At 45.4% G+C, this 22,072-nt stretch carries 13 protein-coding genes and 1 pseudogene; 4 read left to right on the plus strand and 10 right to left on the minus strand.

Annotated features, from left to right (window positions below; genetic code table 11):
* Window positions 1-5: 5 nt before the first annotated feature.
* Window positions 6-1,418, plus strand: coding sequence for a phosphoglucomutase/phosphomannomutase family protein (locus AB4503_RS00740; RefSeq protein ID WP_017084264.1), 1,413 nt, complete (start codon window positions 6-8; stop codon window positions 1,416-1,418).
* Window positions 1,419-1,570: 152 nt separating this feature from the next.
* On the opposite strand, the gene AB4503_RS00745 is transcribed toward AB4503_RS00740, so the two are convergent.
* The 6 genes from AB4503_RS00745 to AB4503_RS00770 all read right to left on the minus strand — a co-directional run bounded on the left by AB4503_RS00745 (window position 1,571) and on the right by AB4503_RS00770 (window position 7,980).
* The gene (locus AB4503_RS00745; RefSeq protein ID WP_372113365.1) at window positions 1,571-2,599 is read right to left on the minus strand and encodes an ABC transporter ATP-binding protein; all 1,029 of its coding nucleotides are present in this window, start codon (window positions 2,597-2,599) and stop codon (window positions 1,571-1,573) included.
* The gene (locus AB4503_RS00750; protein WP_017063258.1) at window positions 2,599-4,224 is read right to left on the minus strand and encodes an iron ABC transporter permease; all 1,626 of its coding nucleotides are present in this window, start codon (window positions 4,222-4,224) and stop codon (window positions 2,599-2,601) included. The genes AB4503_RS00745 and AB4503_RS00750 overlap by 1 nt, the downstream gene beginning before the upstream one ends.
* Window positions 4,225-4,468: 244 nt before the next feature.
* Window positions 4,469-5,482 carry a Fe(3+) ABC transporter substrate-binding protein gene (locus AB4503_RS00755; protein ID WP_017059419.1) on the minus strand — a complete coding sequence of 338 codons (1,014 nt, stop codon included), beginning with the start codon at window positions 5,480-5,482 and terminating at the stop codon, window positions 4,469-4,471.
* 295 nt (window positions 5,483-5,777) lie between these two features.
* Window positions 5,778-7,007 (minus strand): ammonium transporter, encoded by a 1,230-nt coding sequence (locus tag AB4503_RS00760; RefSeq protein WP_017059420.1) that lies wholly within the window; start codon window positions 7,005-7,007, stop codon window positions 5,778-5,780.
* 27 nt (window positions 7,008-7,034) lie between these two features.
* Window positions 7,035-7,373 (minus strand): P-II family nitrogen regulator, encoded by a 339-nt coding sequence (gene glnK, locus AB4503_RS00765; RefSeq protein WP_004738200.1) that lies wholly within the window; start codon window positions 7,371-7,373, stop codon window positions 7,035-7,037.
* A 238-nt stretch (window positions 7,374-7,611) separates the two neighbouring features.
* On the minus strand, window positions 7,612-7,980 hold the full coding sequence (locus AB4503_RS00770) for a YacL family protein (RefSeq protein WP_019824378.1): 369 nt from the start codon (window positions 7,978-7,980) through the stop codon (window positions 7,612-7,614).
* Window positions 7,981-8,111: 131 nt separating this feature from the next.
* Here AB4503_RS00770 and AB4503_RS00775 point away from each other — a divergent pair, with 131 nt between their 5' ends.
* The 3 genes and pseudogenes from AB4503_RS00775 to AB4503_RS00785 all read left to right on the plus strand — a co-directional run bounded on the left by AB4503_RS00775 (window position 8,112) and on the right by AB4503_RS00785 (window position 11,810).
* The gene (locus tag AB4503_RS00775) at window positions 8,112-9,266 is read left to right on the plus strand and encodes a sugar diacid recognition domain-containing protein (protein ID WP_017059422.1); all 1,155 of its coding nucleotides are present in this window, start codon (window positions 8,112-8,114) and stop codon (window positions 9,264-9,266) included.
* 127 nt (window positions 9,267-9,393) lie between these two features.
* Window positions 9,394-10,660: pseudogene (locus tag AB4503_RS00780) on the plus strand (GntP family permease).
* 16 nt (window positions 10,661-10,676) lie between these two features.
* On the plus strand, window positions 10,677-11,810 hold the full coding sequence (locus AB4503_RS00785; RefSeq protein WP_372113368.1) for a glycerate kinase: 1,134 nt from the start codon (window positions 10,677-10,679) through the stop codon (window positions 11,808-11,810).
* A 101-nt stretch (window positions 11,811-11,911) separates the two neighbouring features.
* Here the strand turns inward: AB4503_RS00785 and acnB are convergent, their stop codons facing one another.
* From acnB to hrpB, 4 genes are all read right to left on the minus strand, one after another.
* Window positions 11,912-14,500 carry a bifunctional aconitate hydratase 2/2-methylisocitrate dehydratase gene (gene acnB / locus AB4503_RS00790; RefSeq protein WP_017059425.1) on the minus strand — a complete coding sequence of 863 codons (2,589 nt, stop codon included), beginning with the start codon at window positions 14,498-14,500 and terminating at the stop codon, window positions 11,912-11,914.
* Between the two features lie 272 nt (window positions 14,501-14,772).
* Window positions 14,773-17,106, minus strand: coding sequence for a patatin-like phospholipase family protein (locus AB4503_RS00795; protein WP_372113369.1), 2,334 nt, complete (start codon window positions 17,104-17,106; stop codon window positions 14,773-14,775).
* Window positions 17,107-17,144: 38 nt separating this feature from the next.
* On the minus strand, window positions 17,145-19,544 hold the full coding sequence (mrcB, locus tag AB4503_RS00800) for a penicillin-binding protein 1B (RefSeq protein ID WP_372113371.1): 2,400 nt from the start codon (window positions 19,542-19,544) through the stop codon (window positions 17,145-17,147).
* Complete coding sequence (gene hrpB, locus AB4503_RS00805) at window positions 19,541-22,039, minus strand: ATP-dependent helicase HrpB (protein ID WP_372113373.1); 2,499 nt, start codon at window positions 22,037-22,039, stop codon at window positions 19,541-19,543. Before hrpB ends, mrcB begins: the two co-directional genes overlap by 4 nt.
* Window positions 22,040-22,072 lie beyond the last annotated feature (33 nt).

Genomic DNA, 22,072 nt, shown 5'->3' on the forward strand with positions numbered 1-22,072 from the left:
TTCTAATGATTAAATTTGGTACTGGCGGCTGGCGCGCGTTTATTGGTGAAGAGTTCACTAGAGAAAACGTCCGCTTAGTGGCACAAGCACTCTCTAACATCATCAATAATGAAGATGCAGCGAAAAACGGCTTCGTTATCGGCTATGACCGCCGCTTCCTTTCAGATAAAGCCGCGTGCTGGTTTGCTGAAGTATTGGCAGCCAACAACATCAAAGTGAGCTTTATCGACAAGTTCGTTCCGACTCCTATCGTGATGTTCCAAGCGAAAGAGATGGGATGTATTTACTCTGCGTGTATTACCGCTTCTCACAACCCAGCGGACTATAACGGCATCAAGATCTTCATTGAAGGTGGCCGTGATGCTGATGAGATCATCACAGAAAAGATCGAACAACAGATTTCGACCCTAACCAGTGAAGATGTCGTCAGAGTCGATTTTGAACAAGCATTAAACGACAAAGAAATTGAGATCATCAATCCGATGAACGCCTTTGTTGACTCGATCATTAACGCTATTGATATCGAATCGATTAAACAAGCCAACCTAAGAGTCCTGATCGACCCAATGTTTGGCGTGGCAAAAAACGCACTGCAAACCGTGTTAATCAGCGCTCGCTGTGATGTCGACGTGATCAACGATGGTAAGAACCCAGATTTCGGTGGTCTCATGCCATCACCTAATGCAGCAACGCTCTACCGCTTGAAGCATTTGGTAGCAGCAGAAGGCTATGACATTGGTATTGGTACCGATGGCGATGCCGACCGTTTAGGCATCATCGATGAGAAAGGTCACTTCATTCACCCTAACGAAGTGTTACTGCTTCTTTACTACTATTTATTGGAATACAAAGGCTGGAAAGGCTCTGTCGTGCGTAACATCGCCACCACACATCTGCTCGACAAAGTAGCGGCAGATCATGGTGAGAAGAGCTTTGAGGTTCCTGTAGGCTTTAAGCATATCAGCTCTCAAATGGAAGCCGATGATTCACTGATTGGTGGTGAAAGCTCGGGCGGTTTAACCATTCGAGGTCACATCAAAGGTAAGGATGGCGTGTTCGCATCGAGCTTACTGGTTGAGATGATCAGTGTGACAGGTAAGAAACTCTCTGAGCTGCTTGATGAAATCTACTCTAAGTATGGCTATGCGTATACGGCAGAAGGCGATTGCAAGTTTAAACCTTCAGAGAAGGAAGCGCTCTACACCAAGATCTACGTCGAAAAACAACTGCCTGAATTTGAATACGAAATTGAAAAAGTCAGCTATGAAGATGGTGCCAAGGTGTACTTCAAGAATGGCGGCTGGGTGATTGCTCGTTTCTCAGGAACTGAGCCATTGCTACGAATCTTCGCTGAAATGGAAGATAAAGACACTGCAGAACATGTTCTTCAAAAAGTGAAAGACTTCCTCTCTCTATAGGCTTATAGAGCGCAGCAGTCTTGTATGGGACTTAACAAATCACTGCCTTGTTAACCCCTATAGATGAAGAGCTTTTGCCCAGTACTTTAGATTAAAGTGCTGGGCTTTTTTATGGTTTATCGAGAATTAGCGGTACTATGAGTTGTACCTAATTAGAACGCCAATACGCCTTTGGTATCCACTTTTACGTTAACCGGCATACCAACTTCAAGCGCTTCTGACGAGGTTGCCAATAACTTTTGACCATGTGCTTCAATAACATAACGACAGTGATCGCCCATAAATTGCTGCTCTAATACTGAAATAGCACTGTCTTGTTCGTAACTAGCTTGGATATGCTGTGGTCTTAAAAGAAGCTCACACGCACTGCCAAATTCAATCTCCGTTTGTGGTTTAGCTTCAACCACACCCAAGCTGGTTTCAAACTCCAGCTCTGAAATACGCTGTGCATCGAGGTAACTGCCGCCGCCCAAAAAGTCTGCAACGAACTTACTCGATGGATGGAAATAAAGCTCCGATGCCGAACCATACTGTTCAATCACACCATGGTTCATTACTGCCATCTTATCTGCAAACGCGAACGCCTCTTCACGACTGTGAGTCACAAAAATAGCTGTCACACCCTGCTTCTTAAATATTTTACGAATCTGAGAAATCAACTCATGGCGAACCTGAGTATCGATATTTGAGAAAGGTTCATCCAATAACAATAAATCTGGCTTGTATGCTAAAGAACGAGCAATCGCTACGCGCTGCTGTTGACCACCAGAAAGTTGATGTGGGTATCGGTCACCGAATTCATCTAAATGAACCAGCTCCAACATCTCTTGGACTTTCTCTTTCTTTTGCTGATCAGAGAGATCTTTAAGGCCAAAACCAACATTCTGGTTTACCGTCAGGTGCGGAAACAGGGCGTAATCTTGGAAAATCATACCGATGTTTCGTTGCTCTGGTGGCAACCAATTATCACCATCATCAATGGTTTGACAGTTCAAGCTCATGATTCCGCTACTTAATGGAAGCAGCCCTGCAACCGCCTTAAGCAAAGTCGTTTTTCCGCAGCCACTGGCACCAAGAAGACAAACAATTTCACCATGCTCAACTTCTAACGAGAGCGATTCCAAGATGGTTTGCGACTCATATTTACAAGTCAGATCTTTAATTGATAATGCACAACTCATTAGTGTTTCTGCTCCAAAGAACGGTTAACGATGATCAGAGGAATTAAACCCACCAACACCAATAATACAGCAGGCATCGCCGCCAATTCTAGGTGCTCATCTGAGGCATAGTTATAAACATAAGTCGCCAATGTCTCGAAGTTGAAAGGACGCAGCAGCAAGGCCGCATTCAACTCTTTCATTGATTCGATAAACACCAATAAGCCAGCGATCAATGCGCCACGTTTAATCAAAGGTAAATGAACACGGCGTAACATCTGATTGGTATTGCAACCCATGGTTTTTGAGGCCATATCCAATGAAGGGGATACTTTACTCAAGCTGCTTTCAATACTGCCAATTGCCACTGCAGAGAAACGTACGACCATGGCAAAAATTAGCGCAAACATGGAACCAGAGAAGATCAAACCAGGTCGTCCCCACTCCATCACTTTAGCGATGTCATTGACCAAGTGATCCATGAACAAAACAGGTACCATCACCCCAATCGCTAACACGGTGCCTGGAACGGCATAGCCCATCGAAGCGAGACGCATATAAGCCTGATTTTTCTTACTCGGACTAACGCGTTGATTAAAGTTAACAATCATCGCGATAATCACGCCAATAATCGCAGCAGCTACCGAAACGTAAAGGCTGTTGATGGCATATTCTCTGAATTCAGGGGTCCAGCTTTGAGCAAAATATTTGTAGGCGTAAATAATGAGCTGGCCAAGAGGGAATAAGAACGCAACGCAAACTAATCCCCAGCACCAGAATAGTGCCAGCCATTTTTTCCAACCAGAAAGGTCGTAACGAAAATCTTCGCGGCTGCTGAACTGATTCTGGAATAGCTTCTGCTTACGGCGACTGTATCGCTCTGAGCTCAACAGTAGGATCACGATAACCAGCATGATTGCCGATATTTTCGCAGCTGCCGTTAAGCTTGAGTAGCCTAGCCAAGTATCATAAACCGCAGTCGTTAAAGTATTTACCGCAAAGTAACTCACGGTACCAAAGTCACCGATGGTCTCCATAGCAACAAGCGATAAACCGACCGCCATTGATGGACGAACAAGTGGTAAGGAGATACGACGGAAGCTTTCCCAAGGCGAGCATTTTAGCAAACGAGCAGATTGTAATAAGGAGACGTTTTGCTCCATAAATGCCGCGCGGCACAGCAAATAAACATAAGGATAGAGAACGAGAGACAGAACAATAATAGCGCCGGATAAGGTTCTAATATCTGGGAACCAATACTCACCGGGTCCCCACCCAGTAAGATCTCGCAGTAGAACCTGAACAGGGCCGGCAAAGTCGAACCAATCGGTAAAGATATAGCCAACAATATAGCCTGGCATTGCTAATGGCAGGACGAGTGCCCACTGCAAAACACGCTCTCCCGGAACACGGCACATTGCCATAACCCAAGCCGACGGAATACCAAAAACTAAAGACAGGAACATGGTTCCTATGACTAAAACCACCGTATTGTAGGCATAGGTAGGCATCACTGTGGACATCAGATGAGAAAATAGCTCATCTGTTTCTCCAACAGCCGTCGTAAAAATCGCTAAGATCGGTAAGACCAGTAATACAGCAATAATGCCGCTACTGGTGTTCCATAAATAATTCTTTTCTTTCATCGCCTAACTACAACGAGGCTTAATGAAACACAAATGCATTTGCAAATACATCTCATATCCTTTTAATGGTGGGGTTATTTATACCCATATACTCTAATGACTTCAAGGTGAGATGCTAATAACTCAAGGGATCAACGGGGTGCTTTGTATCAAAAAGTGATTTTCCAATAACAAACAACCCCAAGTAGCCAAAATGGCGACTTGAGGTTGTCATTTTACTTAGGCCGAAGCCTACCGTAATAAATTATAGATCGAACTTAACTTCGTCTAATAGCTTGATTGCAGCCGCGTGGTGGTTTGCAATTTCGTCTAGAGAAATAGTATCCGCTTTGAACTCGCCCCATGAAGCAACAAGCTCAGAAGGTTTAACGTCTGCTTTCACTGGGTATTCGTAGTTCACTTCTGCGTACATGCTTTGTGCTGTGTCACCAGATAGGAATTCCATCAGCTTAACGGCATTCTCTTCATTTGGAGAGTATTTAGCCATTGCCATACCAGAGATGTTTACGTGAGTACCTGTAGTCTCTTGGTTAGGGAAGTTAATGTAAACAGAGTCAGCCCAAGCTTTTTGCTCTTTATCATTAACCATCTTACCTAGGTAGTAGCTGTTACCAAGAGCAACATCACATAGACCTTCTTTAATCGCTTTAACTTGCGCGCGGTCGTTACCTTGAGGCTTACGTGCTAGGTTTGCTTTTACGCCTTCTAGCCATTCTTTCGTTTCAGCTTCACCTTTGTGAGCAATCATCGAAGATACTAGAGAAACATTGTATGGGTGCTTACCACTACGAGTACAGATTTTGCCTTTAAATTCAGGCTTAGTTAGATCTTCGTAAGTGAACTCTTCACCTAGACGACCAACACGGTCACGTGAAGAATAAACGCTACGTGTACGAGTTGTTAGAGCGAACCACTCGTTATCTGTATCTTGGTATTGAGCTGGGATGTTCTTTTCAAGTACATCGCTTTCTACAGATTGAACCAGACCTTGTTTAGTTAGCTCAGATAGACGGCTGATATCTACAGTTAAGACAACGTCAGCTGGGCTGTATTCACCCTCTTGAGCTAACTTCTCTGCTAAACCTTTTTTAGCAAACTTAACGTTTACTTTAATACCAGTCTCTTTTGTGAACTCTTTGAACATTGGCTCAACAAGGAAAGGTTGACGGTAAGAGTATACGTTTACTTCTTCCGCAGCCATTGCTGTCGGGGCAATTACACCACACGCTAGAGCTGAAAGTGTTAGCAGTTTCTTCATTGTAAAATCCTTTATATCGAAATGATAATGTCTATCAGTTGCGTTATTATATTCATCATTAACATAATTACAATGACGACCAACAAAAAATCCGTCTACTCAGACCATTCAAACTCTCACTTTTGTAACAAACCATTTCAACTTTGTGTCTTGTCGTTCCCCTTAAACAATGAGCCTAACTTCAACGTTCGTGTTTATATATTGTGCAACCGTAAATACAACAAAGCCCCGCAACAAGAGTTGCGGGGCTTTCTTTGTCCAACCTAACCCATTCAGATTAGGCGACGACTGTTGATTATTTTACTGATACAAACTCAGGGTAAGCGCCGACACCACAATCGTGCATGTCCATACCTTCAAGTTCTTCATCTTCCGTTACTCGGATACCGATTGTTGCTTTAAGCACCGCCCATACTGCTAGGCTAGCACCGAATACCCATGCAAAGATGACTGCTGCACCCATTAGCTGAGCACCAAACGTTGCATCAGCGTTGCTTAGTGGCACAGCCATTAGACCGAAGAAACCACATACACCATGTACAGAGATAGCACCTACTGGATCATCAATCTTAGCTTTGTCTAGTGCGATGATGCTGAATACAACCAATGCACCAGATACCGAACCAATCGCTACAGCAAATAGAGGTGATGGTGATAGAGGGTCTGCAGTGATTGCTACTAGGCCAGCTAACGCGCCGTTAAGAATCATTGTTAGGTCTGCTTTACCCCAAGTTGTTTTACATACTAGTAGTGCTGCAATTGCGCCTGCTGCTGCTGCTGCGTTGGTGTTAAGGAAGATTTGACCTACTGCTGTTGCGTTCTCAAAATCCGAAACCATCAGTTGAGAACCGCCGTTGAAACCGAACCAACCGAACCAAAGGATAAATGTACCTAGCGTTGCAAGTGGCATGTTTGAACCAGGAATCGGGTAGATTTCACCGTTCTTACCGTATTTACCTTTACGAGCACCGAGTAGTAGAACACCAGCTAACGCTGCTGCTGCACCAGCCATGTGTACGATACCTGAACCTGCGAAGTCACTGAAACCCGCTTCTGATAGGAAACCACCGCCCCAAGTCCAATAACCTTCAACAGGGTAAATGAACGCTGTTAGTACTACAGAGAAGATTAGGAATGACCAAAGCTTCATACGCTCAGCAACCGCACCAGATACTACAGACATTGCTGTTGCAACGAATACTACCTGGAAGAAGAAGTCTGATTCTAGAGAGTGATCTGCGCCTTCACCTTGTGTACCAATTAGAGTACCAAATGATGGCAACCAACCGCCTTCACCGTTGTCGACATACATGATGTTGTAACCAACCACTAAGAAAGCTGTACAAGCAATTGCGTACAAACAGATGTTCTTAGTTAAAATTTCTGTGGTGTTCTTTGAACGAACTAGGCCAGCTTCTAACATCGCGAAGCCTGCTGCCATCCACATTACCAACGCACCTGAAATGAGGAAGAAAAAAGTGTCTAGTGCGTAACGTAGTTCCGTTACTGTTGTTGTAAGTTCCATATTAAAGTCTCCAGTCCTTGTAATTCTTTAAAGTGCTTCAGCATCCATTTCACCAGTACGAATTCGTACGGCTTGGCTTAGGTCATACACAAAAATTTTGCCGTCGCCGATTTTTCCGGTGTGTGCCGCTTGGCTAATCGCTTCAACAACTCGGTCAACATTCTCAGCTTGGGTAGCAATCTCTAGCTTCACCTTTGGTAGGAAATCCACTTGGTACTCTGCACCACGATACAATTCAGTGTGTCCCTTCTGACGACCAAAGCCTTTCACTTCAGAAACAGTCATACCTTCAATACCCACATCAGAGAGCGCTTCGCGTACATCGTCTAATTTGAATGGCTTAACAATGGCATTTATTAATTTCATATTCGTTCCTTAAATTCTTACTTAATCCGTTAATTCTCTTATTACAATCCAAGTAGCGTGCCAAAAAGTTAAGTGCTTGATTTTAAATAAGATGAAGATAATAAGGTCGTAATAACGAAAAAGGCCGCACCAATATGGTGCAGCCTTTTCACTATCTTAATGCGCGATGCTCTTATTGCTCCAGTTTTGGGCAACGGAGCCTTCAAAGCTCTGAATGACTAACAAATAGGTCTTAGGACTAGTAACCTAAAAAATCCATCCAGCGTTCGATGAGCAGTTCGAAATCGTCGATTCCACAGCTTGCTTGGCTTTCACAGTTATAGAAGTCGAACTCACTGCCCTCTTCCATCTCTTGCTCATGCGCTAACACGTTTTCTTGAATCGTTACTTCGTCTTCATTGATCGCAAGGCTAATCTCTTTGCCAAGCAACGTCACTTCATTGCTCAAGTCCTGTCGAGATTGCTCAATCAACGCCATCACATGATCTAATTTTTGCTTATCTTTACCGATCTCTTCTTGAAGCCAACGGCCAACAATCTCATGGCCCATGCTGCATTTCACATAGTATTCACCCATTAGAGTGTTTCTAGTAAATTCAAACTCCATAACTCAACCTATACTGCATTAATACTCAAGCGATACTATTTCTGAGTATACCATTGTCTTGTCAGAAACGAGCGTATTGACGAATTTATCGTTACGATCCAACCTACACAGTCAATGAAGAGGAGGGCTCTATGCAGTTGAACGAAATGATTGCCAAACAAATTGTCGAACGAACCATGAAGATCATCCCACACTCGATTAATGTGATGGATAATAAAGGTCGCATTATTGGATCCAGTGATCCTACTCGCTTATACCAAAAACATGAAGGAGCGGTACTTGCCATCACCGAATCACGAGTCGTTAATATTGACGAAGCCACTGCCGAACACCTAAAAGGGGTTAAGCCTGGAGTTAATTTACCGATTCTATTTCAGGATAATGTCATTGGGGTGATTGGGGTTTCTGGGACACTGCAGCAAGTTCATCATTTTGGTGAGCTGGTGAAGATGACCGCTGAGCTTATTGTTGAACAAGCTGTACTTATGTCTCAAGTAGAATGGAATAAGAGGCATCGTGAAGAATTGGTATTGCAATTAATCCGAGGTAGCACGCTTAATGACATGCAACTGCAATCCATCGCACAGCGTCTGGATCTCGACCTTGCACAACCGCGGATTGCCGCCATCGTCAAGGTGTTACCGATAGGAGACACTGCGCCTTCATTGGAAAACTTACAGCAATTAGTACATTTACTTGAATATCCCGAGCGCGATAATTTAGTCGGTATCTTGTCTGTTTCACAAAACGAAGTGGTGGTACTCAAGCCTATAACCCTGATAGGGAACAGCTGGTCCAAGGATGCAGAAGCCAAGCGCGTGAAATTGCTACTCAAAAGAATAAAGAAAGAAGCTAAGTTTCAAATCAAGATTGCGCTTGGGGATTACTTTACCGGACTTTCTGGTTTAGCACGCTCATATGATACCGCTGAGCTCACTATGCGCAGTGTCGGTAACCGCCCCGGAGACATGTTTTTCTATCAAGACTATCGACTGCCGGCCATTATGAGTAGCCTGTTACAAGATCCATGGATTCGTGAGCAACTGGAGCAGTCTTACCTACACCTTCAACAACAGGACAGTAAAGGGATACTGATCAAAACTTTGAAGACATATTTAAAGCAGAACTGTGATTCAGCTCTCACCTGTAACGAACTACATATCCATCGCAATACGCTACGCTATCGAACAGACAAGATAAACCAAATAACATCATTAAATATCAACAATATAGACGATCTATTTCAACTCTACATTGCAATAAATCTATTCCACTGGTCGAGCTAAAAAATGTGCAACTGCACAATTTAAAAGGACCGATTTGAGCACTTATTTGTAGAGAATGACAAAGACTTACCAACCCTATATCTTTATATTTGCCGAAAATGACACATCGTTATCTGGGAAATAGAACATGATTGAAGTTTCAACTCTTGGCGCACTTTCAGCATTGATTGTTGCTATCGCGCTCATTCTTAAAAAAGTGCCACCCACCTACGGCATGATCATCGGTGCTTTGGTTGGCGGCGTGGTTGGCGGCGTTTCTCTCATCGAAACCGTTGAGTTAATGATAGGTGGTGCCCAAGGGATCGTCACTTCAGTGATGCGAATTCTCGCCGCTGGTGTGTTGGCCGGCGTACTAATTGAATCAGGGGGCGGCTACCTCGATTGCAGAATCCATCATCAAAAAAGTAGGCGAAACTCGCGCCTTACTTGCTCTTGCCATTGCGACCATGATTTTAACCGCTGTTGGCGTTTTCGTTGATGTGGCCGTTATCACGGTTTCTCCTATTGCACTGGCTATTGCTCGCCGCGCAGACCTTTCTAAAACCGCGATCCTTTTGGCGATGGTGGGCGGCGGTAAAGCAGGTAATGTCATGTCGCCTAACCCAAATGCCATTGCGGCGGCTGATGCGTTCAATGTTCCGTTAACCTCTGTGATGGCTGCAGGCGTGATTCCGGGTCTATTTGGGCTGCTTTTCGCCTACTTCTTGGCAAAGCGCCTCGTCAATAAAGGTTCAAAAGTAGCGGAAAGTGAAGTGGTCAAAGCGGATCAAAGTTCACTGCCAAGCTTTTCTTCTTCAATCGTTGCACCGTTAGTGGCTATTGCCCTACTCGCGCTGCGACCACTCGCTGATATCAATGTTGATCCTCTAATTGCATTACCCTTGGGTGGATTGCTGGGTGCACTGGCTATGGGTCGCTTCAAACAAGCCAATAGCTTTGCGGTTTCAGGCTTGTCACGTATGGCACCGGTTGCTGTAATGCTACTGGGCACAGGAACCATTGCAGGCATCATTGCTAACTCAGGACTAAAAGCTGATCTGATTGAAGTGCTGACGATGTCTGGGCTGCCTTCTTACTTACTTGCTCCGTTTTCTGGCGCACTGATGGCACTATCAACCGCATCGACAACTGCCGGAACAGTAGTGGCATCGAATGTATTTGCCAGCACCATTCTTGAGCTAGGTGTTCCAGCTCTCGCAGGCGCAGCAATGATCCACTCTGGTGCGACAGTACTTGACCATATGCCACATGGTAGCTTCTTCCATGCCACGGGTGGTGCGGTACATATGAGTATTCATGAACGTCTAAAACTCATCCCTTATGAGTCAGCGGTCGGTCTTGTTATCGCCTTCGTCTCAGTAATGATCTTCGGTGTATTTGGTCTGTTTGTTTAAGTTTAAAGGTATCAAAATGAAAATTGTAATTGCTCCTGACTCATATAAAGAAAGCCTATCAGCAATGGGCGTTGCTCAAGCGATTGAAGATGGCTTTAAACAGCTAATACCAAACGCCGAATACGTAAAATTACCAATGGCTGATGGTGGTGAAGGCACAGTACAATCTCTGGTGGATGCGACCAATGGCTCTATCATCCAACATCCAGTGATTGGTCCATTAGGTGAAATTGTCGAAGGCTTCTACGGTATGTTCGGTGACGGTAAAACTGCCATTATTGAAATGGCGGCCGCTTCCGGCCTAGATTTAGTCTCTCCAGAACAACGTAATCCACTAAAAACCACTACCTATGGTACGGGTGAGTTGATCAAAGCCGTATTAGATAAAGGTGTTGAGCATATTATTATTGGCATTGGTGGTAGTGCGACCAATGATGGTGGCTTAGGAATGGCTCAAGCGCTAGGCATTCGTATGCTAGATGCAGAGGGTCACGAGCTGGTGTTTGGTGGTGGTGAACTGTCAAAACTGACAACCATTGATCTCACCAACCTCGACCCACGCCTACAAAACGTACGCTTAGAGATCGCTTGTGATGTCGATAATCCATTATGCGGACCAAAAGGGGCATCACAGGTATTCGGTCCGCAAAAAGGCGCAACACCAGAAATGGTTGAGCTGTTAGATGCTAACCTTGCTCATTATGCCAGTATCATGAAAAACCAGTTAGGCGTCGATGTCATTGGTCTCCCTGGTGCTGGCGCGGCAGGCGGTCTAGGCGCGGCACTTGTTGGCCTGTTAAATGCGGAGCTTCGCCCTGGTATTAACATCGTAATGGACGCCGTCAATTTAGATGAAATAGTCTCAGATGCTGATCTTGTGATTACAGGAGAGGGGCGCATTGATAGCCAAACCATTCATGGCAAAACACCGATTGGTGTCGCTCGCACAGCCAAAAAACATAAACTGCCTGTCATCGGTATTGCCGGCTGTCTAGCCAGTGATTGTGGTGTGGTTCATGAGCATGGTATCGACGCGGTATTTGCGGTAGTGAACCGTTCAGTAGACTTGCCGACAGCTTTGGCTGAAGCGGCTGAAAATATTGAACTTACTGCTCGCAATGTTGCAGCAATGTATACGATTAAGCACTAATCGAGCTCTCTGTAAGCTAAAAGCAATTTTCGCTGTATGCTAAAAGCAATTAAGGCCGCTATTCACAGCGGCCTTAATTATATTTACAACAAAATCAGACGTTACGCAGGCTCTTGGAAGATAACCGTGTCTGCTTTTTCCGTGTACTGACCCATTTTATGGAAGTTCAGGTAACGGTATGTATCAGCAGCGGTTGCATTAATCTTCTCAGCGTACTCTAAGTACTCTTCTTTCGTTGGGATGCGACCTAGAATCGCGCCAACAGCAGAAAGCTCAGCAGAAGCCAGATAAACGTTCGCGCCATTACCTAAGCGGTTCGGGAAATTACGCGTTGACGTCGACATAACCGTCGAAGCATCAGCAACACGAGCTTGGTTACCCATACATAGTGAACAGCCAGGAGTTTCGATACGTACCCCAGCACGACCGAAGATGCCGTAGTAGCCTTCTTCTGTCAGTTGGTCTTTATCCATCTTCGTTGGCGGAGCCACCCATAGGCGAGTATTTAGCGAGCCGTTAAACTCTTCTAGCATCTTACCTGCAGCACGGAAGTGACCGATGTTCGTCATACAAGAACCGATGAACACTTCTTGAATCTCAGTACCTTGAACGTCCGAAAGAAGACGAGCATCATCTGGATCGTTTGGTGCACATAGGATTGGTTGATCGATGTCAGCAAGATCAATCTCGATAACGTGCGCGTATTCCGCATCTGAATCAGCAGATAGCAACTCAGGGTTAGCTAGCCACTCTTCCATTGCTGTAATACGACGCTCAATCGTACGAACATCACCGTAACCTTCAGCGATCATCCACTTCAGCATCACGATGTTCGAGTTCAAGTACTCAGAGATAGACTCTTCAGAAAGCTTAACGGTACAACCTGCAGCAGAACGCTCAGCAGATGCATCAGAAAGCTCAAATGCTTGCTCAACAGATAAGTGCTCAACACCTTCAATTTCTAGTACACGACCAGAGAATTCGTTGATCTTACCGGCTTTCTCTACCGTTAGTAGGCCTTGCTTGATGCCGTAAAGAGGAATGGCATGTACTAGGTCACGTAGCGTGATACCCGGTTGCATTTCACCTTTAAAGCGAACCAAGATAGATTCAGGCATATCAAGAGGCATAACGCCTGTTGCTGCAGCAAATGCTACCAAGCCAGAACCCGCAGGGAATGAAATACCTAGAGGGAAACGAGTATGCGAGTCACCACCTGTACCTACAGTATCAGGAAGAAGCATACGGTTTAGCCATGAGTGGATAACGCCATCACCCGGACGAAGTGAAACACCCGCACGATTCATGATGAAATCAGGTAGCGTATGGTGAGTGTTTACATCGACTGGTTTAGGGTATGCCGATGTGTGACAGAAAGACTGCATTACAAGGTCTGCAGAGAAACCAAGACACGCCAGATCTTTAAGCTCATCACGAGTCATAGGACCGGTCGTATCTTGAGAACCGACTGTCGTCATTTTAGGTTCACAGTACTGACCAGCACGAACACCTTCAACGCCACATGCTTTACCAACCATCTTCTGAGCTAGCGTGTAGCCTTTATCAGATGCAGATGGATCGATTGGTTTAGCAAACAGATCCGTTTCAGCTAGACCTAGAGCGTCACGAGCACGACCCGTTAGACCACGACCGATGATCAGTGGAATACGGCCACCAGCACGCACTTCATCAAGAAGTACTTTGCTTAGCTCAAAGTTTGAAATCACAGAACCGTTCTTGTGAACAACACCTTCGTACGGGTAGATATCAATGATATCGCCCATGTTCATGTCTTGTACGTTCAGTTCAATGGGTAGTGCGCCTGAATCTTCCATTGTGTTGTAGAAGATTGGTGCAATTTTACCACCAAGACAAACACCGCCAGTACGCTTGTTTGGTACGAATGGGATATCTTCACCCATGAACCAAAGTACTGAGTTTGTTGCCGATTTACGTGAAGAACCTGTACCAACAACATCACCAACGTAAGCCAGTGGAATGCCATCTTTTTGCATTTCTTCAATTTGTTTGATTGGACCAACGCTACCCTGTTCATCAGGAGTAATGCCATCACGTTCCATCTTCAGCATCGCTTTCGCGTGTACTGGGATGTCAGGACGTGACCATGCATCAGGCGCTGGAGATAGGTCATCGGTGTTCGTTTCACCAGTGACTTTAAATACTTTTACTGTGATTTTTTCTGCTACTTTATCTTTCGCTGTAAACCATTCAGCATCAGCCCAAGATTGAAGTACTTGTTGTGCAGCAGCATTGCCAGCTTTCGCTTTCTCTTCTACGTCATAGAACGCATCGAACATCAGTAGAGTATGAGATAGCGCTTTAACAGCGATTGGAGCAAGCTCAGCATCGTCTAGTAGAGATACTAGAGATTCGATGTTGTAACCGCCTTGCATGGTACCAAGCAGTTCTGCAGCTTTTGCTTTGCTTACTAGTGGCGAAGCTACTTCACCTTTAGTGATAGCCGTAAGGAAGCCAGCTTTTACGTAAGCAGCTTCATCTACACCCGGTGGAATGCGATTTTCTAGTAGGTCAAGAATGATTTCTTCTTCACCTTGAGGTGGATTCTTCAGAAGTTCAACTAGGCCAGCTACCTGCTCAGCATCTAGTGGTTTTGGAACAACTCCTTCGGCAGCACGTTCTTCGACGTGTTTACGGTAGGCTTCAAGCACGACTTTTTTCCTCTCATTGCGGTTCACTTCTTCCCTTCATAATTGTTAGTAAAATAAAGAAGTGAACATCCTTGGAAACTTGGCTCTCCATTGCCATTTTTGTCATTCAATTTGTATTGATGAGCGGCGTCATAGAGGCCAAACTGTGGGCGGTAGAATAGCAAATTTAACGTTAAATTAAAATCTTATCATTTTGACCAACATAGCAAGTTAAGACGAAAGTCCCACTATTTTTGCCTAATTACGCACTTAAATGGCGACTCTGCGCATGATTATTTGTAGGACGTACCTACAATCAGATACACCGAATCGAAATTATCTTCGGTTCGGCCATAAGCTAAAATGATCGGCCCGATTGGAGAATCAACACCCGCGAAAACAGAACCCGCGGTGTACATTGGCGCTTCATCAATACTCAAATCATTGTTCGACCAAACACCACCATGCTCAATGGATGCGCCCACGTAGAATGGTGATTTAAAAAGGCCGAAGTCATTTTCAAACCACTTATAACGATAAATAAGGCTGGTGTAAGCCAAGTTCTGACCAATCATACTATTCCTTGGAATACCTGACAGGTTTAAGAAGCCACCAAGCTCTTTGGGATCAATAGGGAAAATCGAATTTTTGCTCTCTACAATACCGTAATCCAGCTTTGCGACTAAAGTATGCTTCTCAATACTCTTTGCTGCCATGAAATTGGCCGAAAACTCATAAACCGTATCACTCTCAGACGTTAAATCCGATTCACCAAGAGAGCTGTCATTATCAAAATCATCATGAGAAACGAGGTACTCTAAATCGACAAAGTAACCCTTGGTCGGTAAGCTGAAATTATCCAAAGTATCCAGTCGGTAACCCATGAAGCCACCAATACGCTTGTAGCCACCACTGCCCAATGAAGGTAACGAAGAAACCTCAACATCCCCATCTGTATAACGAACACCAAATGTCAGCTCCTGCCACAAGGTTGGTTGATAGCCTAATGCCAATTCACCGACATATTCACTATACGTCATAGGGAGATAATCTTTCGTTACGTCCAGTGTCGGTTCTTCAATATCATCAATATCTGCGGGTAGGTTTCTGTTCTCTTTGCTGTAAACAACCGATGCCGAAGTAAACAGCTTTTGACTCGAAAAGAATGGCGAGTAAAGTTCCGCTTCAATTCGCTTGTCCGTTCCCATCTCGATATTGGTTCTTAGCTCTGCACCATGCTTATTAATATCAGTAAAGTTGGCTGAGACACCGAGCGAGTATTGGCTTGTAGTAGAGAAATCATCTTCAAGAAAGAATCGAAAGTTGAGGTAGTTTGGCCCCCAAGATTTTTCGTTCACATCGACCAGCAGTTGCTCCTCGCCATCTACCGTGTCAAATTCATAAGTCACCAACTCGAATCTATCTAGCGCATAGAGGTCTTGTACTTTAGATTCAATTTCACTGGTCTTCAGAATCTCACCTGAATCAAGGTTTAAACGGTTTTCGATCAGCTTATCGGAATAGTGGGTATTGTTATTGATAACAACTCGGTCAACGACGGTCTTATCGCCGTGTTTTAGCTGTCTGCGCGCTTTTTGTTTGTCCTCGATATAATGCTGATAATCGGCATTTGAGAGCGATAGCTTAGAAAGTTCATCAGTATGCTGCTTAGCAGCTTCATAGCCCGCGAGGAAAGCCGATGGCATTTTATCAAATTCTGTCGTCTCCATTTCCCCAACATCTGGGCGCAGGAAGACATCATCGTCTGTTAAAGTTTCAGCTTGCTCTTGGGTGCTGCGTTGAACAAGATAATTAGAGAGTTGGTCAGCTGCGGCTAGAAAATTCGTGAAATCATCTTTGCCTTTGTAGTTGGTACTGATATCCACCGCAATGACGATGTCCGCGCCCATCGCTCTAGCAACGTCGACTGGCATATTATTGGTGACACCACCATCAACCAGCATTCGGCCATCTAATTCATAAGGGGGAAGCGCTCCGGGAACTGACATACTGGCCATCATCGCATCAACAAGGTGACCATGGTCGATGACCACTTCTTCAAGCTCAATAATGTCGGTTGCGACTGAACGGTAGGGAATAGCAAGATGGTCAAAAGAGTCGAGTGGAGATAGGTTACCTGTGGTCTCACGCAGAATACGCAACATATTCTGACCTTGAACCACGCCTTTCCTAGCTTTGATTTCGCCCCAACCTAAACCGAGATCGGTGTTCAGTTGGTAACGGTCTTCATATTCTTTGTCACGCACTCGGCGATCACTACGGTTAACGCGATCACGATAGCCGCGATTCCAATCAACCGTATAAATAAAACTTTCAATCTCATCAGCACTCATCCCTGTCGCATAAAGCCCACCAACGTAAGAGCCCATGCTAGTACCGGTAATGTAATCGACCGGAATTTGCATCTCTTCTAGCGCTTTAAGTACACCAATGTGAGCCGCTCCTTTGGCTCCTCCACCAGCAAGCACAACAGCAACGGTTGGTCTTTTATGAGCTTGTCCAGCTTGCTGAGATTGTTCCACCGGTGTCACAGTAGATGCAAACAGCTGAAAACTGATCACAGTACCGACAATGCCTAAGCTGCTCACTATCCAACGAGAAATCATTATTTAAACTATCCTTGTCATTCTTTTCTTTTACGACTTTACCACTGAAAAAGCTTTTTTAGCCACTGTTTTGGTTGACTTTCACAACCCTTTTTAATGTTTCCATTCTCATCCCAAACCGGCAGTTTAACCGTACCGTCACAGTCAAACTCTAAAGCCCCTTGAGAAGTTCGAGTAAAACTTGCCGTCGTAATGCCATTCGGCCAAGGCAACAGTAACTGCTCTGGAGTTCGATGTTTCAGATAATCGGCATAGACACGTAGCGCACCACTAGAGCCCGTGAGTTTAGTCGGCTTATTATCATCGCGCCCTAGCCAGATGGTAGTGACTTCGCGACCATCAACACCCACGAACCAACTGTCTCGGCTGTCATTACTGGTGCCCGTTTTACCGGCTAATCCTGCCCATGCAAACTGACCTTGTAGGAAACGCCCCGTACCTTCAGACACGCCACGTTTCATTGCATAGGTTGTAAGCCAAGCGGCTTGCTGGTCAACGCTTTGTGATACACGAGGGATCGACTGATACAGAACCTCGCCATCGTTATCAACAACTGAGCGAAGCGCAGACAAAGGTGCTATACGCCCAGAATTGGTAATGGTTTGATACATCTGCGCAACTTGGAACGGAGTCAGTGAGAACGAACCCAAAAACATCGACGGCACTGGGCGAATCTCATTTTTATCGACCCCCAGTTTTCCAATCGTATCCGAGACACTATCAATGCCTAATTGCATGCCTAAACGAACAGTAGGTACGTTGTAAGACTTAGAAAGCGCCACATACAAAGGCACATCGCCACGGAACTTACGATCGAAGTTTCTCGGGCTCCACACGCTACCTTTACTGCCTTTCAAGCTCAGTGGCGTGTCTTTCAATGTTGTCGCCAACGTGTACTTCTGAGGCTGCTCTAGTGCGGTTAAGTAAATTGCAGGCTTGACCAAAGAACCAATTGGGCGACTCGCGTTCAAGGCACGGTTAAAGCCATCGTAGCCAGTACGCTTACCACCGACCATCGCCCGGATTTCACCGGTATTTCTATCCACGGCAATAGCTGCTGCTTCCAGCTTATTACCTGCGGTTTTCGATAAATCAGGCACCTTACGAGCAATCGACTTCTCTAACTTGTCTTGAGATACCGGATCCAGAGAGGTAAAGACTCGAATCCCTTTTTTCGCCTCAAATCGATCGCCGACATACTTCTTAAGCTCAATGTTTACTTGTTGGAAATAAGCGGGCTGACGGCTAGCAATGCGTGGGTTGTCTTGAATATCCAAATCACGACTCGCCGCCTCTTCGTATTGTCGCGGAGTTAAGATGTCTTGTTGCATCAATAAGCGAAGAACCAGATCGCGTCGAGTCTTAGCACGCTCAGGATAGCGAACCGGATTGTAATACGACGGTCCTTTCACCATACCCACCAGCAGTGCTAGCTGATCGATGCGCAGCTCTTGAATAGGTTGACCAAAATACAAACGAGACGCTAAACCGAAGCCATGAATCGCTTGCCCACCATTCTGTCCAAGATAAACCTCATTTAAGTAAGCCTCTAGGATACGGTCTTTGCTGTAACGATGGTCTAAGATAAGTGCAATGTAGGCTTCACGAACCTTACGCCACAATGTACGTTCACTGGACAGGAACAGGTTTTTTGCCAACTGTTGTGTCAGCGTACTACCACCTTGTACCGTTCGCCCAGCTTTGACGTTAACGACCATTGCACGAGCGATGGCCAGTGGCGACACACCATCGTGTTGATAGAAGTTTCGGTCTTCGGTTGCCAGTAAGGCATCAACCATCACTTCTGGGAACTGATTGCGTTTTAAGAACAGGCGCTGCTCATCGTTACTTTTCTCAAGCATGCCAAGCATTTTCGGTTCAACACGCAGGTAGCCCATGTCGCCTTTCTTCTCCAGCGACTGAATGCGAGTTAATTCGTTACCATTGAAGTGCAGCATCACATGACGATCCGCTTCCGGTCCATCAACAAACTCGAACGGACGACGAATCATTTCAATCTTGGTCGAAGAAGAAGAGTATTCGCCTGGGTGACGAGGCACGTTCACCTTACGGTAATTAAGTACATCGAGCTCATTCTTAACCTGAACCAAACTCACCGGAGTTCCCGGAGACAGGTCTAGCACTCGCGCATAAACCACGGTTGGCAAATCAAACAGCTGACCTTCAAAGCGCTGTTTGACCACAGAATCAAGATAAATACCGACGAACAACAGCAATGCCGCAAGCGCTAAGCCCGCTTTCCAAGAAATGCCCCATAGGATCTTCAACCAACCTCTTTTGCCAGATTTCTTAGCCTTAGGTTTGGTCTTTTTCGCAGCCGCTCTTGGTTTTCTTGGCTTGGCTTTGGTCGCTGGTGACTTCTTTGCTGGCGCTTTTTTAGGTGGTGCCTTTTTTGGCGTTAACATTTTGGTCATCATCGATTCAACTGTCGTTTAGTTTTAGTGGTTGCTACATGGTTAGCAGGGTCATCCGGCCAAGGATGTTTTGGGTAACGGCCCTTCATCTCTTTTTGTACTTCTTTGTACGCGCCAGCCCAAAAGCCAGCTAAATCTTGAGTAATTTGTAGTGGTCGCTGTGCTGGAGAAAGGAGCTCAAGCACTACTTTTTTACGCCCTTGCGCGATCAATGGCGAGTCTTGTTCGCCAAAGACTTCCTGCATTCGCACTGAGATCACTGGTTCAGATTGATATTGATAACGAATGGCCTTCTTGCTGCCTGTTGGCATCAGATAGTGCGTTGGCAACCATTGGTCGATTTCTTGATTCAAAGGCCAACCAAGATAAGCCGACAATGCTTGCTCAATCGAAACACTAGCCAGCCCTTTTGCCGACTTAATGCCATTCAGATAGGGAGATAACCACTCATCAAGGTGTTCAATCAAACTCGCATCGTCCATCGCTGGCCAATCATGCTCAGGCATCCAAAGTGCTGCACAGCGCACACGCTCAACCAACTGCTTAGCCGAAGCTGTCCAATTTAAGCGATCCAGCCCGCATCGAGCGACATAATTGAGCAGCGCTTGGCTCGCCTGATTCGCATCGGGATCAGGTAAAGCTTTGGTGCTGATAATCAACTTGCCCAGAGACACTCGCTGCTCGGCAACTAAACGGCCACGTTTCTCATCCCAATCGGCATAATCGGAACGCACAAACAGCTTTGGAAATTCAGCTTCTAACTGCGCGATATCAACCGCGGTGGCTAAGAAAATTTGACTGGCTCGCCCTGTACTACGCATCAAATCAATCACTACGATATAGTCATTGTTCGCCAGTGAATCATCATCACGAACCTCAGCGCCGTGACCATTCGCCAAAAGGAAAGCACTGCTGCTCGCGCTTCTCACTTGTGCAATCCGGTCTGGGAAGGCAAAACAAAGCACTAATGGTAGCAATGATTCGTCAGCTTGTGACAAATCTAAGTGATGATTGAGTTTGCTCGCGAGACTTTTCGCACGCTGCATCACAACGCTATTTTTGGAATGTTTTCTTTGCTTAAGTCGATGCAAAGAGTGTTGAATATCCGTCACATTGCGCTCCGGCTCTTCCAGCAAAGCAGCAGCAACAATCGCGACATTCAACAGAGCAGGACTACCTTGCTGCGCTTTAACCAACATGCTGGCAATACGAGGCTCTAGACCTAAACGTTGGACCTGTTTTCCTAATGCCGTAAATTGACCATTATCGTCTAACAATTCAAGAGTCTGTAAGAGTTGCTTGGCTTGCCCGATAGAAGCTTTGGGTGGAACGTCTAACCATTGCAGTTCATCAGCACTCGCAGCGCCCCATTGCGTCAATTCAGACACCAGCGAAGACAAATCAGAATGAAGAATTTCAGGTTCTGGTATAGCTGGTTGCTGCATCAGCTGCGTTTCGCTGTACAAACGAACGCACAAGCCCTCTTCAATTCGTCCCGCACGGCCCGCTCGTTGTTCAGCTGAAGATTGCGAGATTTTCACTTGCTCAAGCTTAGTAATACCGGTTTTCAGATCGAACTTCGCCACACGTTCAAGCCCGGAATCAACCACCAATCGAATACCTTCAATCGTCAAAGAAGTCTCAGCAATATTGGTCGCTAACACCACCTTTCGACGCCCTTTCTCTGATGGCGCGATCGCTTTCTGCTGTTGAGAAAAGCTGAGTTGCCCATACAGAGGACACACATCGATATCATTGGCGAATTGTTCTAGTTGAGATTCCACCTGCTTAATCGCAGAAACGCCCGGCAAAAAGGCCAGAAGTGAGCCTGACTCTTTCTCCATCAGCGAACGAATCACGTTAGCCATTTTAGGGGCTAGATATTCATTTGCACTAAGAGGCTGATAACGGAAATCGACCGGAAAGGTGCGACCTTGTGATTCAACGTATTTGGCATCCGGTAGCAAAGTTTGTAGCGCTTGTTGATCTAAAGTTGCCGACATCACTACCACTTTCAGATCGTCACGCAACGCGTCTTGGATCTCTAAGCTAAACGCCAATGCGGTATCGGCGTGAATACTGCGCTCGTGAAATTCATCAAAGATCACCATATCAACCCCAGTTAATTCAGGGTCGGTTTGGATCATTCTTGTCATGATCCCTTCAGTAACAATCTCTAAGCGAGTCGCACTGCTGCTTTTAGATTCACCACGAACTCTAAAGCCAATGCTCTCTCCCACCTTTTCTCCCAATTGGCTCGCTAAGTAAGTAGCAATATTCCTTGCAGCCAAACGCCTCGGTTCAAGCATGATGATTTTGCCTTGAACGGCGTTGGTCTTAACTAACTGTAAAGGGAAGAATGTTGACTTACCCGCACCGGGAGCGGCCTTTAGAATAAGTTGAGTGTGTGTTTCTACGCCAGCGAGCAGATCTGGCATCACAGCTTCTATGGGCAGTTGTGGCAATGGGAGAACCTTGTGGTGTAATGTTGGCAACATTGTACATAAAAACCTACCTGTCTAAATAAGTAA

Origin of the sequence: Vibrio sp. 10N.222.55.B11 (genome assembly GCF_041473705.1) — a bacterium.
Lineage (GTDB): Bacteria > Pseudomonadota > Gammaproteobacteria > Enterobacterales > Vibrionaceae > Vibrio > Vibrio crassostreae_C.

Coding starts and splice junctions, on each gene's coding strand:
- AB4503_RS00740 (WP_017084264.1), top strand. CDS start 6: ATGATTAAATTTGGTACTGGCGGCTGGCGCGCGTTTATTGGTGAAGAG.
- AB4503_RS00745 (WP_372113365.1), bottom strand. CDS start 2,599: ATGAGTTGTGCATTATCAATTAAAGATCTGACTTGTAAATATGAGTCG.
- AB4503_RS00750 (WP_017063258.1), bottom strand. CDS start 4,224: ATGAAAGAAAAGAATTATTTATGGAACACCAGTAGCGGCATTATTGCT.
- AB4503_RS00755 (WP_017059419.1), bottom strand. CDS start 5,482: ATGAAGAAACTGCTAACACTTTCAGCTCTAGCGTGTGGTGTAATTGCC.
- AB4503_RS00760 (WP_017059420.1), bottom strand. CDS start 7,007: ATGGAACTTACAACAACAGTAACGGAACTACGTTACGCACTAGACACT.
- glnK (WP_004738200.1), bottom strand. CDS start 7,373: ATGAAATTAATAAATGCCATTGTTAAGCCATTCAAATTAGACGATGTA.
- AB4503_RS00770 (WP_019824378.1), bottom strand. CDS start 7,980: ATGGAGTTTGAATTTACTAGAAACACTCTAATGGGTGAATACTATGTG.
- AB4503_RS00775 (WP_017059422.1), top strand. CDS start 8,112: ATGCAGTTGAACGAAATGATTGCCAAACAAATTGTCGAACGAACCATG.
- AB4503_RS00785 (WP_372113368.1), top strand. CDS start 10,677: ATGAAAATTGTAATTGCTCCTGACTCATATAAAGAAAGCCTATCAGCA.
- AB4503_RS00795 (WP_372113369.1), bottom strand. CDS start 17,106: ATGATTTCTCGTTGGATAGTGAGCAGCTTAGGCATTGTCGGTACTGTG.
- mrcB (WP_372113371.1), bottom strand. CDS start 19,544: ATGATGACCAAAATGTTAACGCCAAAAAAGGCACCACCTAAAAAAGCG.
- hrpB (WP_372113373.1), bottom strand. CDS start 22,039: ATGTTGCCAACATTACACCACAAGGTTCTCCCATTGCCACAACTGCCC.